This window comes from Bradyrhizobium sp. LTSP849, assembly GCF_000938255.1.
Classification (GTDB): domain Bacteria; phylum Pseudomonadota; class Alphaproteobacteria; order Rhizobiales; family Xanthobacteraceae; genus Bradyrhizobium.
In genome coordinates, this window is the sequence record NZ_JYMR01000052.1 from 482,847 (window position 1) to 496,440 (window position 13,594).

Here is a 13,594-nt window from a genome sequence, read left to right on the forward strand (position 1 = left end):
AGCAGGTCTCCAGACCCAGAAGCGGCGCGGCGTGAGCGCCGCCCTCAGCCCATCGCCTCCAGTTCGTCGATCATGCCGGCGATGACCGACAGGCCGCCATCCCAGAATTTGGGATCCTTGGCGTCCAGTCCGAACGGGCGCAGCAGCTCGGAATAATGCTTGGTGCCGCCTGCGGCGAGCATGTCGAGATAGCGCTCGGCAAAGCCCTCGGTCGCGTTCTCGTAGACCGCGTAGAGCGAGTTCACGAGACAATCGCCAAACGCATAAGCGTAGACGTAGAACGGCGAATGGATGAAGTGCGGGATGTACATCCAGTAGTTCTCGTAGCCCGCCTTGATCTCGATCGCGGGCCCAAGGCTCTCGCCCTGCACCGACAGCCAGATCTCGCCAAGCCGCGTCGCGGTGAGCTCGCCGTTCTTGCGCTCGGTGTGGACCGCGCGCTCGAACGAATAGAACGCGATCTGCCGCACCACGGTGTTGATCATGTCCTCGACCTTGCCGGCGAGCAGCGCCTGGCGCTGCTTGGCGCTCTTGGTCTGCGCCAGCAACCGCCGGAAGGTCAGCATCTCGCCGAACACGCTCGCGGTCTCGGCCAGCGTCAGCGGCGTCGGCGCCATCAGCGCGCCGTTCTTCGCGGCCAGCACCTGGTGCACGCCGTGGCCGAGCTCGTGGGCGAGCGTCATCACGTCGCGCGGCTTGCCCTGGTAGTTCATCAGCACGTAGGGGTGCGCCGATGGCGTGGTCGGATGCGAGAACGCGCCCGGCGCCTTGCCCGGACGCACCGGCGCATCGATCCAGCGGTCGGTGAAGAAACGCTCGGCGATGTCGGCCATGTCAGGCGAGAAGCCGCGATAGGCCGACAGCACCATGTTGCGCGCCTCGGGCCAGGCAATGGTGTCGGTCGCGGCAAACGGCAGCGGCGCGTTGCGGTCCCAATAAGCGACGCGCTTCTTCTTGAACCACTTGGCCTTCAGCGCGTAATAGCGGTGCGACAGCTTCGGATAGGCCGCGCGCACGGAGGCGACCAGCGCATCCACCACCTCGCGCTCGACGCGGTTGCTCAGATGACGGGAATCCGCGACGTCCTTGAAGCCGCGCCAGTTGTCGGAGATGTCCTTGTCCTTGGCGAGCGTGTTGGTGATCAGTGCGAAGGTGCGCTCATTGGCCTTGAAGGTTTTCGCCAGCGCTTCCGCCGCGGCCTTGCGCTTGGCGCCGTCGCGGTCAGCCAGGAAATTGAGCGTCGGCTCGATCGCGAGTTCCTTGGCCCCGACCTTGAAGCGCAGACCGGAGATGGTCTGGTCGAACAGCCGGTTGAAGGCGGAATAGCCGGTCTGCGACTTCTCCAGGAAGAGCTGCTCGAGCTTGTCGTCGAGCTGGTACGGCTTCTCCTTGCGCAAATCCTCGATCCAGGGACGGTAGTGCGCGAGCTCCGGCGCCTGCATCGCGCGAGTCAAAATATCGTCATCGATCCGGTTGAGTTCGAGGGCGAAGAACAGCAAATGCGTCGATGCCGCCGTCAGCCGCTCGGACACATCGCCGTAAAACTTTGAAATCGCAGGGTCCACGCTGTCGCCGGCATGGACGAGGCCGGCATAGGAGCCTAGGCGGCCCGCTAGATCATCGATCGCCTCATAGCGTCGCACGGCTGCCGTGAGCCATTTTCCGCCATCTTCGTTTGCTGTGCCTGTTGCGAGCTTGCCCTTGAAGTCGGTCTCGAACGCGACGCAATCGGCATCCATGGTTTCGAGATCGCGCGCCACTTCCGGCGCGTCGATCCCGGAATAGAGATCGGCGAGGTTCCACTCCGGAAGCTTGCCGGTCTTGTTCGCAGGCTTGCTGGAGGGTTTTGCCTTGGTGACTGCTTTTTTGGTGTTTGGCTTGCGGAGAGCAGAAGAGCGCGAAGTCATCGTGTTGGAAACCTGTGTTCAACGATCGCAATGGCAGGGATCGCAATGGCTGGGGTCGGCAAGGTTTAAGAGTGCGTTAATCGGCTTCGGCGAGAGTGCCCCGATTCGAGACAGATAGTTGTAGCGTGCGGGGAACACCATGGCTGCCAGTATTTTGATTGCCGATGACGACGCCGTGGCACGCCGTCTGGTCGAGAACATGGTGCAGAAATGCGGCTATGAGACGATCGTCGTGGAGTCCGGCGACGCTGCTCTCACCGTCCTCACCGCCCCCGATGCACCGGCGATCGACGCCGTGATCCTCGATCTCGTGATGCCCGGCCTCGACGGCATGGGCGTGCTGGCGAAAATCCGCGAAGCCGGCCTGACCGTGCCTGTCATTGTGCAGACCGCTCATGGCGGCATCGACAATGTGATCTCGGCGATGCGCGCAGGCGCAGCCGACTTCGTGGTCAAGCCGGTCGGCGTGGAGCGGCTCCAGGTCAGCTTGCGCAACGCCCTCAACGCCTCCGCGCTCAAGGGCGAATTGCAGCGCATCCGTCACAGCCGCGAGGGCCGGCTGAGCTTCTCCGACATCATTACGCGCGCCGAGGCGATGGCGCCGGTGATGCGCGCAGCGCAGAAGGCTGCGAACTCATCAATTCCCGTGCTGATCGAAGGCGAGTCCGGCGTCGGCAAGGAGATGTTTGCGCGCGCCATCCATGGCAGCGGCGAGCGCAAGGCAAAGCCGTTCGTCGCGGTCAATTGCGGCGCGATCCCCGACAACCTCGTCGAGTCGATCCTGTTCGGCCACGAGAAGGGCGCCTTCACCGGCGCGACCGAACGGCACATGGGCAAGTTCGTTGAGGCCCATGGCGGCACGCTGTTCCTGGACGAGGTCAGCGAGCTGCCGCTGAGCGCGCAGGTCAAGCTGTTGCGCGCGCTCCAGGAGGGCGCCGTGGAAGCGGTCGGCGGCCGCAAGCCTGTGAAGGTCGACGTCCGCATCATTTCCGCGACCAACCGCAAGCTTCTGGAGCGGGTGAAGCAGGGGCATTTCCGCGAGGACCTGTTCTACCGCTTGCACGTGCTGCCGCTGACGATCCCCTCGCTGCGGGCCCGGCGGGAAGACGTCCCGCATCTGCTGCGGCATTTCCTGGCGCGCTTTGCCGCCGAGGAGAACCGCGCGATCACCGGCATCAGCGGCGAGGCCGTGGCGCACCTTGCCCAGCTCGATTGGCCCGGCAACATCCGCCAGCTCGAAAACGCTGTCTACCGCGCCGTGGTCATGAGCGAAGGCGACCAGCTCGGCCTCGATGATTTCCCGCTGCTCGCCTTGCATCCGCATTCCGCAACGGACATTCCGACCGCGCCGCTGATGATCGAGCCGATCGCGGCGCCGACCATGATTTCGGGTAATGAAATACCGATAGCGCCGCTCCCCTCGTCAGGAACCCTCGCCATGCTGACCGCGACAGGCGATGTCCGCTCGCTGGAGGACATGGAGAACGAGATCATCCGCTTCGCGATCTCGCATTACCGCGGACAGATGTCCGAAGTCGCCCGCCGCCTCAAAATCGGCCGCTCCACCCTCTATCGCAAACTCGACGAGGCCGGCGTGCACGGGCATGGCGGGAAAAGCGGCGAGGAGACGCACTGAACCACACTGTGAATGGCGGTTTGCCTGATGGTGCGATGTGCTCTTAAGCCGTTCGGATGACGGAAGAATCCAAGCCGTTGGGGAACCGTGACTTGGAAGTGACAGCGAGGGGGAAAAGCGCGTGCGAGAGGCGCACAATCCGTTGCAAAGCGGCCTTCTTGAAGTCAGTTTGTCGTGAGTTGTCCCGGGTAGCGCTGGCTGCAAAATCGGGGCCTGTATATCGTCTGCGTAAGAATCGTTGCGTGCAGGCGTGCAACTTTCGAGAGGCCGGCGCGGTTTTGCCGAAGCTGAAGACGATAAACAAAGCTGTTCCACGAGGGACAGTTCACCCGAGGGGTGTGACACAATGCGTGACTGTTTGAACCACCGTGCAGGCTTTGACCGCGTTTTGATGACGGTCGCAGCGACCTTCCTCACGGTATCGGCCAGTTCAGCCCTGGCGCAGGATCAGGCGCGCAGCAATGCCGCCGAGCTCGCGATCGAAGCCGCGATCCCGCGCCCTGAGCCCGCAAACGTTCCGCCCCCGACCGCCTCAGACATCAAGCTCGACACCACCGCCACGGTGCAGGACGCCCCGAAGGATGCAGCCAAGGAGCCCGTGAAGGCCGAAGCTGCTGCCCCGGCCCCCGAGAAAGTCGAGACCAAGCCCTCCGACGTCGCCACCACGCCGCCCGCAGCCGACGCGCCGAAGAGCGAGACGGCCAAGACGGAGCCCGCGAAAGCCGAGCCGGCCAAATCTGAACCGGCCAAGGCTGATACTGTCGCAGCACCGGCTGCTCCCGCAGCACCCGCTGCCGCAGCAGCGACCCCGGCCGCCGAGCCGGTGAAGGCCGCGAGCAACGTTCCGGCCGCCGACCAGCCGGTCGCCGACAAGCTCAAGGACGCCCTGGGCGCCAAGACCTCGCGCTATTTCGACCGCAAGAACGAGCGCGCCGCCGTCGAGAAGTTTTATGGTTCGCGCGACTACGCGCCGGCCTGGACCCAAGGCGGCAGCCTCACCGCCGCGGCCAAGGGAGTGATCGCGCGGCTGAAGGATGCCGCCTCCGACGGCCTCAATGCCACCGACTATCCGGTGCCGGATTTCGCCGCCGCCACCACACCCGATGCGCTTGCCGATGCCGAGCTGAAGCTCACCGCCAGCATGTTCGACTATGCGCGCCAGGCGCAGAGCGGCCGCATGCACTGGTCGCAGGTCAGCGCCGACATCCTCTACCCCGAGCATCCGGTCGATCCGAGCGACGTGCTCACCAAGGTCGCGACCGCGGCCGACGCGTCGGCTGCACTCGACAGCTACAACCCGCCGCAGAAGCTCTACAAGGAGCTGAAGGCGAAGCTCGCGCAGCTCCGCGGCCAGGGCGAAGGCCCGGTGGTCGAGATCACCGACGGCCCGGCGCTGAAATACATCCCCGCCAAGGGCAAGAAGCAGGCTGAGGTCGTGGTGGAAGATCCGCGCGTGCCGCAGCTTCGCGCCAAGCTTGGCATCACCGAGAACGCCAACGACGACCGCTATGACGCCACGGTCGCCGAAGCCGTGCGAAAATTCCAGGACGGCGCCGAGATCAAGGCGACCGGTGTGCTCGACGCGCCGACCGTGAAGGCGCTGAACAGCCCGAAGCGCGACAAGCAGATCGACACGGTGCTGGTGAACATGGAGCGCTGGCGCTGGCTGCCGCGCGACCTCGGCGTGCCCTCGCTGGGCGATGCTTATGTCATCCTCAACATTCCCGACTACACGCTGAAGGTGATGCAGCGCGGCCAGCAGGTCTGGACCACCCGCGTGGTCACCGGCAAGCCGGGCCAGCACGCCACGCCGTTACTGACCGAGACGATGAAGTACATCACGGTCAACCCGACCTGGAACGTGCCGCCGTCGATCGTCTATGGCGAATATCTGCCGGCATTGCAGCAGGACCCGACCGTGCTTCAGCGCATGGGCCTGAAGCTCGAGCAGAATCGCGACGGCTCGGTGCACATCTCGCAGCCGCCCGGTGAGGCCAACGCGCTCGGCCGCATCCGTTTCAACTTCCCGAACAAGTTCCTGGTCTATCAGCACGACACGCCGGACAAAAACCTGTTCGCCAAGGACGAGCGCGCCTTCAGCCACGGCTGCATGCGTGTTCAGTATCCGGATCAGTACGCTTCGGTCCTGCTGAACATCGCCCTGCCGAACGAGAAGTACACGCCGGAGCGCGTACGCAGCATGTACGGCTCGGGTGAAGTCGACCTGAAATTCCCGACCCCGATCCCGGTCAACATCACCTACCAGACCGCGTTCGTGGATGACGGCGGCAAGCTGCAATTCCGCAAGGACGTCTACGGCCGCGACGCGGTCATGAACAACATCCTGAAGAACAGCCGCGGCAAGGACCTCGAAAACGTCGTTGCGCATTCCCAGCCGAGCTATTCACGCCCCTCGACGACGCTGCCCGCCGGTGTGGCGGTGGCCAACAATGGCGGCTCGTCCGGGCCGAACTTCTTCGAGCGGCTGTTCGGAGCGCCGAGCCCGCCGCCGGCTCCGGTCGGCCGCAAGCCGCAGCGGGTGTTCACCCGCTGAGCCAGACCGGACGCCTTGTTTCCTGAAATTCTTCAATAAAATCAGCGATCCCGTCCCTTGGGCGGGATCGTTTGACGTTAACCATTCTCTACCCGCACCCGGGCAGTGGGCGTTTTTTCGCCACACTCAACCGCTTAGGTTTGTATTCTGACTTGGTTTGGGGGCGGGAAGGTAAACCTCCAATTAACCTTCTCGCTTTAACAAAGCGTTCATCCTCTTTCGCGCGCTAGCGGGGTTGGCGGGAGAGTCCATTTGAACGCTCGTCGACTGGGTGGGCTCATACGTGCTGGCTGGTTTCGCACGCCAATTCGCTGCGTTGTCGTTGTCCCATGCGGGAGTGAAGGTCGGATCTCGGATCGGCCTCGCCTCGCTGGTGCTGCTTGCGGCTGCCGGCTCGGTCCATGACGCCGCGGCGCTGAACGAAACCAAGACGCTCTCGTTCCACCACACCCATTCCGGCGAAGACCTCACCGTCACGTTCAAGCGCGATGGCCGCTACGACGAAGCGGCGCTGAAGACACTCAATCACTTCCTGCGCGACTGGCGCACCCAGGACGAGACGGTGATGGACCGTCACCTCTTCGACATCCTCTGGGAAGTCTATCGCGACGTCGACGGCAAGCAGCCGATCCAGATCATCTCCTCCTATCGCTCCCCCGCCACCAACGCCATGCTCCGCCGCCGCTCCTCGGGCGTGGCGCGCTTCAGCCAGCACATGCTGGGACATGCGATGGACTTCTACATTCCGAACGTGCCGCTGGAGCAGATCCGCTTCGCCGGCCTCCGGCTGCAGCGCGGCGGCGTCGGCTTCTACCCGACCTCCGGCTCGCCCTTCGTGCATCTCGATACCGGCAGCATCCGGCACTGGCCGCGCATGACGCATGACCAGCTCGCCCGCGTGTTCCCGGACGGCCGCACCGTCCATGTCCCGACCGACGGCACGCCGCTGAAGGGTTATGAACTCGCCAAGGCCGACATCGAGCGGCGCGGCGATGGCGATGGCGCCGCAACCGTCGGCAAGCCGAGCTTCCTCGCCGCGTTGTTCAAGGGCAAGTCGGCGCCCACCGCCAGCAGCAGCGACGAGGATGACGAGGGCGCACCTGCCGTGGCCGAGAAGCCGGCGGCGCCCGTCGTGGTCGCAGCCGCCGCAAAACCCGCCGATCCGGTCCCGACGCCGCGCGCCAAGCCGCAAGTCGCCGCCACGTTCCAGCTCGCGTCCGCCGACATGCAGATGGTTGCGCCGCCCAAGCCAAAGCCTGCTCCTGTGGCTGACAAGCCGGCTGCCGGCAAATCTGCCGACAACAAGCCCGAGACCCCGGCCGACATCATCAATGCTCGTGGCTTCTGGGATGCCCCGGCCACGCCGCAGCAGGCGACGCCGGCCCAGGTCGCAGCCCTGAGGGCGCGCCAGGCGCTCGCAGCCGCCACCGATCCGCAGCCGACCGCGAGCGTTTCCAATGCGGCCTACCAGGCGCTGGCCTACGCACCGGCTGCCGCCTCGCCGGTTGACCGCGCCAATGTCGTCGCCGCCTCCGCGCCGATCCCGCGCGCAGCGCGGCCTGTGTCTGCAGCGCGCAATTCGGCGCCGGCCACCGAGATCAACACGGTGGTCGCCAAGAGCACCGACGGCATGGTCGCGACCGCAACCCGGCTCTCCGCGGCCAAGGGCGAGAGCATCTGGCTCAAGATCGTGATGCTGTCGCCGAGCGCCAGCCGCGCGATGTCGGTCACGCTGATGGGCGAGCTCGATATGGCGGCGATGCGCGCCTATTTCGTCAAGCCGCAGACCGTCGTCGCGATGGGCTTTGCCGACGATCCGATGCAGGGCCTGTCCTGCGACAGTTTTTCGGGCAGCGCCACCGCCAAGCTCGAGACGACGTCCTTCGTCGTGCGCACCGCCGCGCTGCGCTGACGTCTTCAAGCGCTGCTAGCGTTTCCGCCGCCGATCCAGATGATACGTCAGCGCCAGCGACAGGCAGACCGTGAGCTCCTGCTTCGGCAGCGCGCCGGCGACGCTCAGCAATAACGCCCGTGTCTGCCGATATTCGAACTGATCGGGAAAGCGCTCGCGAAAAGTGTCGACCAGCGTCGTCTTGCAGTTGAACAGGATGGCGGGGTGCTCGCTGTCCTTCACGCGCCCGAGCCGGATCGTGGAGCCACTGCCGGTCTCATCGGTGAGATAAGCAGGCTCGCCCCATTTCAGGGTTTCGGTGAGCCGGCCGACCTTGTCATGCGCAGCCGCCGTCGCGAAGATCAGCGCACGCACCTGAAGCAGCCGCTTGCCGATCGGCGCCGGAAGAGCGTCGAAGGCACGGCTCACCTCGCGCGGTAGCTGCGGCGCAGTCACGACGTCTCTCCCGACTCAAACTCTGGCTCGTCCTGGCTTTCGCCAGGACGACAGCACTGGCCTCAGATCATTCCCAGCGCCTGCATGTAGGTCTCGAGAATCGTCTCGGCCTCGGCACGCTCGTTGGGGTCCTGCTTGCGCATGCGCACGATGGTGCGCAGCGCCTTGACGTCGTAGCCGTTACCCTTGGCTTCCGCGAAGACGTCGCGGATGTCGTCGGAAATCGCCTTCTTCTCTTCCTCTAGCCGCTCGATGCGCTCGATAATGGATTTGAGCTGGTCCTTGGCAAATTTCGTCGCGGGCTCATCGTCGCGAACGGCGGCGGAGGTGGCCATCTTGGTACTCCCAATGGAACTGGCAAAACGAGGTGACGCCGGCATCCTCACCGCGCGTGCTGCCTGACCCTTAGGGTTGGCAGCCTCCGCGTTCAAGGCAACATCGCGCTCGTCCACAGCGCGCCCACACCTTCCTGCGGCGGAGCAAAGAAAGCTGTTGTGTGGTGCGACTCAGGGCTCGCGCCGAAGGCCGAGCCGTTTAGTGCCCTGGATGGACCTTCTTCATCGCTTCAAGCTGCTCGGCCGTTGCCGTACCCTGATGTTTCGCCTTCCACGTCTCGTAGGGCATGCCGTAGATGTCCTCACGGCTCTCGTCCTTGCTCAGCGCGACGCCTTGCGCGTCGGCGGCGTCCTTGAGCCAGTTGGACAGGCAGTTGCGGCAGAAGCCGGCCAGATTCATCAGATCGATGTTCTGGACGTCGGTGCGCGTCCGCAGATGCTCGACCAGGCGCCGGAAAGCGGCCGCCTCGAGCTCCGTTCTGGTTTTGTCGTCGATTGCCATAGCTGGACCCCTTGGCTCAGACCCGATGTCACCCTTACGGGATCAGGTGGGGTCCCGTCACAGATTTTGCCATATCGCAGCGCAAACGGAGTCGAGGCCGGCCCGGACCGGTTCCGCTGCCCTCTACGCCAAATCGTCAATGATCTGATATAGCTTCCGCGACAATGATCGCCGAATCTCCCCGCCTCGCCCTCCGCCTGCTTGCCCGGTTCGCCCCGGTGCTGGTGGTTGCCCTGTTCTGTCTCTCGAGCAGCCCCGCCGCCGCGGACTTCCGCCTCTGCAACAACACCTCGAGCAGGGTCGGCATCGCGCTCGGCTACAAGGACGCCGAAGGCTGGACCACCGAGGGCTGGTGGAACATCTCGTCCCGCTCCTGCGAGACGCTGCTCAGGGGCACGCTGGTCGCCCGCTACTATTACATCTACGCGATCGACTATGACCGCGGCGGTGAATGGTCCGGGCAGGCCTTCATGTGCTCGCGCGACAAGGAATTCACGATCCGCGGCACCGAGGACTGCCTGGCGCGCGGCTATGACCGGACCGGCTATTTCGAGGTCGATACCGGCGAGCAGCGGGCCTGGACGGTCCAGCTCACCGACGCCAACGAGCAACCCGCGCAGTCGCGCGTGCCCGGCATGCCCGGCCCGGTTGGCCCGGGTGGCGGCGTTCCGGGTTTGCCCAATGGCCCGCCCGGTGCTACGCCCCCGGGCTCGCCCGGCCTGCCACCCCCGCCTGGAAATAAGCCATGAGGCGCCTTCGCCGTATCAAGATTCTCGCGACCCTGGGACCCGCTTCTTCAGATCTCGCGATGATCCGCCGCCTGTTCGAGGCCGGCGCCGATCTGTTCCGCATCAACATGAGCCACACCCCGCATGACAAGATGCGGGAGCTGGTGGCGACGATCCGCAATGTCGAGAGCAGCTACGGCCGCCCGATCGGTATTCTGGTCGATCTCCAGGGGCCGAAGCTTCGGCTTGGCGCCTTCGCGGAAGGCGCGGTCCAGCTCCAGAACGGCCAGTCCTTTACGCTCGATTCCGACAAGACGCCGGGCGACGCCACCCGCGTCAATCTCCCGCATCCGGAGATTTTGGCCGCGCTGCGGCCCGGCCATGCGCTGCTGCTCGACGACGGCAAGGTGCGGCTGATTGCGGAAGAGACCACGAAAGAGCATGCGGTCACCCGTGTCGTGGTCGGCGGCAGGATGTCCGACCGCAAGGGCGTCAGCCTGCCGGACACGGATCTGCCGGTCTCGGCGATGACGCCGAAGGACCGCGCCGACCTCGAGGCCGCGCTGGTCACCGGCGTCGACTGGATCGCGCTGTCCTTCGTGCAGCGCGCCGACGACGTCATCGAAGCCAAGAAGATCATCCGCGGCCGCGCCGCGGTGATGGCCAAGATCGAGAAGCCGCAGGCCATCGATCGCCTCGCCGAGATCATCGAGGCCTCCGACGCGCTGATGGTGGCGCGCGGCGACCTTGGCGTCGAGATGCCGCTGGAGCGCGTACCGAGCCTTCAGAAGCAGATGACGCGGATGGCGCGCCGCGCCGGCAAGCCGGTGGTGATCGCAACCCAGATGCTGGAATCGATGATCCAGTCGCCGGTGCCGACCCGCGCCGAAGTCTCCGACGTCGCCACCGCCGTCTATGAAGGCGCCGACGCCATCATGCTGTCGGCGGAATCGGCAGCCGGCAAATTCCCGGTCGAGGCAGTCTCGACCATGAACCGTATTGGCGAAGAAGTGGAGCGCGACCCGATTTATCGGGACGTCATCATGGCACAGCGCCCCGCGCCGGAATCCACCGCCGGCGATGCCATCGCGGACGCCGCGCGGCAGATCGCCGAGACGCTCGACCTGCCCGCTTTGATCTGCTGGACCAGCTCGGGCTCGACCGCGGCGCGCGTGGCGCGCGAGCGGCCGAAGCCGCCGATCGTGGCGATCACGCCGAACATCACCGCCGGACGCCGGCTCGCGGTGGTCTGGGGCGTGCATTGCGTGGTGGCCGAAGATGCGCGCGACCAGGACGACATGGTGAGCCGCGCCGGCCAGATCGCATTCCGCGACGGCTTCGTCCGCGCCGGCCAGCGCGTGATCATCGTCGCCGGCGTGCCGCTCGGCATCCCCGGCACCACCAACATGGTGCGCATCGCCTCCGTCGGCCCCGAGGGCAACCCGGATATCTGATCTCCCGCGAGGCCCTTCGACAAAAAAGTCGAAAACAACCCCATGCACAGTAGCCGCGGCCTGCGGGATCAATGACTTACGCGAGTGACGGTGCCGTTTGACTCGTCGGGCAAAACAGGGGCATTGTATCATCTTCGGAAAATCCGTCGGAAGTGTTGCCGGGGCTGCCCATGTCGGACCGCTAGTCCTGGCGTCGCCCGAGCACAGAGCACTTTCTGTCATCCGCCTGTAGCGATCGGAGCCTGCGCGATATCCCAAGCTTGGGGCCACAAGCGAAACGCCTTCGCTGCCTTCAGCTCGCTTGATCGCCAAACCGACGGATCTTCACTTTTGCTACCACAGGTCATCCTAAAAATGAGCCTGTCACTGCAATTACCGTGTCTCACTTACGGGGTGCAGTCCAACTGCTTGTCCCCGCATTAATTGCAGAGCTTTGCAGCAATTTACAGAGGTCACAGTTACTTCAGATTCTAGGCCTGCTGAGAAGCCCCAAACGATGCAGCGATAGCGTCGAATAGCTCAATGTAAGCCCGGATTCCGAGAATACATTCGTCGGGATCAACAGATGCCCAATACAATCGGCTTCCGCAAATGAGCCGGTCAAACGCTTCATTCCCTCCCATTTCAAAAACACATTCTGGATCACTCTCATGGAATATCCGAAAAACCAGGGGAGCTCCCACCCGCTGGGGGTCGCCGCCGAGGTCTAGGCCAACTTCGAAGATAAGGCCACAACCCAGATTCTTATGCCAACGGTTACGGCGACGCTTGAATGCGAGCGCAACACAGAACTCATCAACAAAAGGAATGATACCCCGCTTTTTTCCGGTCCATCCTGTGGTCTGGATTCCCAGACGTGTGCACTCGCGCTTCTGTAACTCTTTTCGAAAGGCTATGTCTTTATCTCGAAACTCCCGATCGCTCCATGCTCTTTTGAAATGATCGAGCAAGCCTTTGATGAGAGGCCCATTCGGAACAGCGGGGTCGGCGAAATCCCTCCGAGCAAACAGATCATCCAGAAAGGCAGAGCGATATCGCGGCTCAATGAGGAATCTCCTGAGGTCCGAATGCACCTTTCCGATAGATCGCATCGTCTCCATCGCTACCTCATCCCAATAACGATTGAGCAAATCCGCCTGGCTGGCTCCGCAGAACTCGATCATCCTGTTCTGCCAAGCGGCCGGGATCAGGAAGCCACGTGCCTCGAAGGCACGCTGAGTCGGAACCCGGCCTGGCCAGCTTCCTAAAACATCAAAAATGGGATGATCGCCCATTCGTGCGACCTCATGGAATTGCAAAACGTATCAGAGGCGACAGAAAGGCGGCGCCATGCGCGGTGGATTGAGCGAACCCGTTGATACGTCGGGCCGATCAGACCGCGAGGCGCACCGGGCCTAGATCAGGCTCGGCTCAGGCTCCGACCAGCGCTTTCGCGGCCGGCAACAGCGTCTGCTGCACCACCAGGCCGCGGGCGCGGGCGTCCATGACGCCGACGGCGCGCAGCGCGAGCAGCGTCACGGTCTGCACGGCATCGCGCATCTTGGCGGGATCTTCGAGATTGTCGGGCGCGAGCGGCCCGACCAGCGCCTCATGCAGCGCGCCGAGCAGCGCGGTCGCGGCGAGCGCGGTGTCCTGCGCCGGCAGATGGCCGGCGCGCACGGCGGCGTCGATCCGGCCAGCAATTTCGCCGGCAATCTCGCGCCGGCTGGCAAGCCTGGAGGCGCTGACATCGACATCGACCGGTTCGGCCAGAATGCCCCAGGCCAGCCGGCGCTGCGACAGGGTATGGACGGCCACGGTGGTCACGGCAGCCGCCAGCGCCGAGGACGGGCCGGGCGCGGCATCGGCCGCCCGGCGGATCGCCGCGAGCTCGTCGCGGGACACCTCGGAAATCAATTCGGAGATCAGCTCGGCCTTGGAGGGGAAGTAGCGATAGACGGTGCCGGCCGCCACACTGGCCCGGACCGCGACCGGCGCGATCTGCACCGCCGCCATCCCGCCTTCCGCCGCGGCCTCCCTCGCCGCCGCCAGAATGGCGCTGCGCCGAGCCGCAAGACGCTTAACCACTTGATGCGTCCGCCGATAGACCATGGCGCGCTTCCTGTCCCACTCGACGCCAGTCGCACGCCCC

The 13,594-nt window shown here is 64.6% G+C and carries 11 protein-coding genes; 5 read left to right on the forward strand and 6 right to left on the reverse strand.

From position 1 onward, the window contains the following. Window positions 1–44: 44 nt before the first annotated feature. Window positions 45–1,907 carry a M3 family oligoendopeptidase gene (locus tag UB31_RS33050; RefSeq protein WP_045013828.1) on the reverse strand — a complete coding sequence of 621 codons (1,863 nt, stop codon included), beginning with the start codon at window positions 1,905–1,907 and terminating at the stop codon, window positions 45–47. A 139-nt stretch (window positions 1,908–2,046) separates the two neighbouring features. Between UB31_RS33050 and UB31_RS33055 the strand changes: the two genes are divergently transcribed. From UB31_RS33055 to UB31_RS33065, 3 genes are all read left to right on the forward strand, one after another. Continuing rightward, on the forward strand, window positions 2,047–3,543 hold the full coding sequence (locus UB31_RS33055; RefSeq protein WP_045013829.1) for a sigma-54-dependent transcriptional regulator: 1,497 nt from the start codon (window positions 2,047–2,049) through the stop codon (window positions 3,541–3,543). Between the two features lie 346 nt (window positions 3,544–3,889). Beyond that, entirely contained in the window at window positions 3,890–6,097 is a 2,208-nt protein-coding gene (locus tag UB31_RS33060; protein WP_045013830.1) for a L,D-transpeptidase family protein, read from the forward strand. A 271-nt stretch (window positions 6,098–6,368) separates the two neighbouring features. Next, entirely contained in the window at window positions 6,369–8,009 is a 1,641-nt protein-coding gene (locus UB31_RS33065; protein WP_045013831.1) for a peptidoglycan L,D-endopeptidase MepK, read from the forward strand. A gap of 15 nt (window positions 8,010–8,024) precedes the next feature. On the opposite strand, the gene UB31_RS33070 is transcribed toward UB31_RS33065, so the two are convergent. The 3 genes from UB31_RS33070 to UB31_RS33080 all read right to left on the reverse strand — a co-directional run bounded on the left by UB31_RS33070 (window position 8,025) and on the right by UB31_RS33080 (window position 9,281). Next, complete coding sequence (locus tag UB31_RS33070; RefSeq protein WP_050044896.1) at window positions 8,025–8,444, reverse strand: hypothetical protein; 420 nt, start codon at window positions 8,442–8,444, stop codon at window positions 8,025–8,027. A 62-nt stretch (window positions 8,445–8,506) separates the two neighbouring features. Next, a complete protein-coding gene (locus UB31_RS33075; RefSeq protein ID WP_007596286.1) occupies window positions 8,507–8,779 on the reverse strand; it encodes a DUF2312 domain-containing protein in 273 nt (90 codons plus the stop codon). A 199-nt stretch (window positions 8,780–8,978) separates the two neighbouring features. Beyond that, window positions 8,979–9,281 carry a DUF1244 domain-containing protein gene (locus UB31_RS33080; protein ID WP_045013832.1) on the reverse strand — a complete coding sequence of 101 codons (303 nt, stop codon included), beginning with the start codon at window positions 9,279–9,281 and terminating at the stop codon, window positions 8,979–8,981. Between the two features lie 164 nt (window positions 9,282–9,445). Here UB31_RS33080 and UB31_RS33085 point away from each other — a divergent pair, with 164 nt between their 5' ends. Continuing rightward, window positions 9,446–10,030 (forward strand): DUF1036 domain-containing protein, encoded by a 585-nt coding sequence (locus UB31_RS33085; RefSeq protein WP_045002736.1) that lies wholly within the window; start codon window positions 9,446–9,448, stop codon window positions 10,028–10,030. Then, window positions 10,027–11,463: a pyruvate kinase gene (gene pyk, locus UB31_RS33090; protein ID WP_045013833.1), complete on the forward strand. Its 1,437-nt coding sequence runs from the start codon at window positions 10,027–10,029 to the stop codon at window positions 11,461–11,463. The genes UB31_RS33085 and pyk overlap by 4 nt, the downstream gene beginning before the upstream one ends. A 470-nt stretch (window positions 11,464–11,933) precedes the next feature. Here the strand turns inward: pyk and UB31_RS33095 are convergent, their stop codons facing one another. Then, the gene (locus UB31_RS33095) at window positions 11,934–12,737 is read right to left on the reverse strand and encodes a hypothetical protein (protein ID WP_045013834.1); all 804 of its coding nucleotides are present in this window, start codon (window positions 12,735–12,737) and stop codon (window positions 11,934–11,936) included. Between the two features lie 136 nt (window positions 12,738–12,873). Further along, the gene (locus UB31_RS33100; RefSeq protein ID WP_045002733.1) at window positions 12,874–13,554 is read right to left on the reverse strand and encodes a TetR family transcriptional regulator; all 681 of its coding nucleotides are present in this window, start codon (window positions 13,552–13,554) and stop codon (window positions 12,874–12,876) included. Window positions 13,555–13,594: the final 40 nt, after the last annotated feature.

Excerpts from the sequence above, each read along its gene's own strand:
- UB31_RS33050 (WP_045013828.1), bottom strand. The coding sequence starts at position 1,907 with ATGACTTCGCGCTCTTCTGCTCTCCGCAAGCCAAACACCAAAAAAGCA.
- UB31_RS33055 (WP_045013829.1), top strand. The coding sequence starts at position 2,047 with ATGGCTGCCAGTATTTTGATTGCCGATGACGACGCCGTGGCACGCCGT.
- UB31_RS33060 (WP_045013830.1), top strand. The coding sequence starts at position 3,890 with ATGCGTGACTGTTTGAACCACCGTGCAGGCTTTGACCGCGTTTTGATG.
- UB31_RS33075 (WP_007596286.1), bottom strand. The coding sequence starts at position 8,779 with ATGGCCACCTCCGCCGCCGTTCGCGACGATGAGCCCGCGACGAAATTT.
- UB31_RS33080 (WP_045013832.1), bottom strand. The coding sequence starts at position 9,281 with ATGGCAATCGACGACAAAACCAGAACGGAGCTCGAGGCGGCCGCTTTC.
- UB31_RS33085 (WP_045002736.1), top strand. The coding sequence starts at position 9,446 with ATGATCGCCGAATCTCCCCGCCTCGCCCTCCGCCTGCTTGCCCGGTTC.
- pyk (WP_045013833.1), top strand. The coding sequence starts at position 10,027 with ATGAGGCGCCTTCGCCGTATCAAGATTCTCGCGACCCTGGGACCCGCT.
- UB31_RS33095 (WP_045013834.1), bottom strand. The coding sequence starts at position 12,737 with ATGGGCGATCATCCCATTTTTGATGTTTTAGGAAGCTGGCCAGGCCGG.
- UB31_RS33100 (WP_045002733.1), bottom strand. The coding sequence starts at position 13,554 with ATGGTCTATCGGCGGACGCATCAAGTGGTTAAGCGTCTTGCGGCTCGG.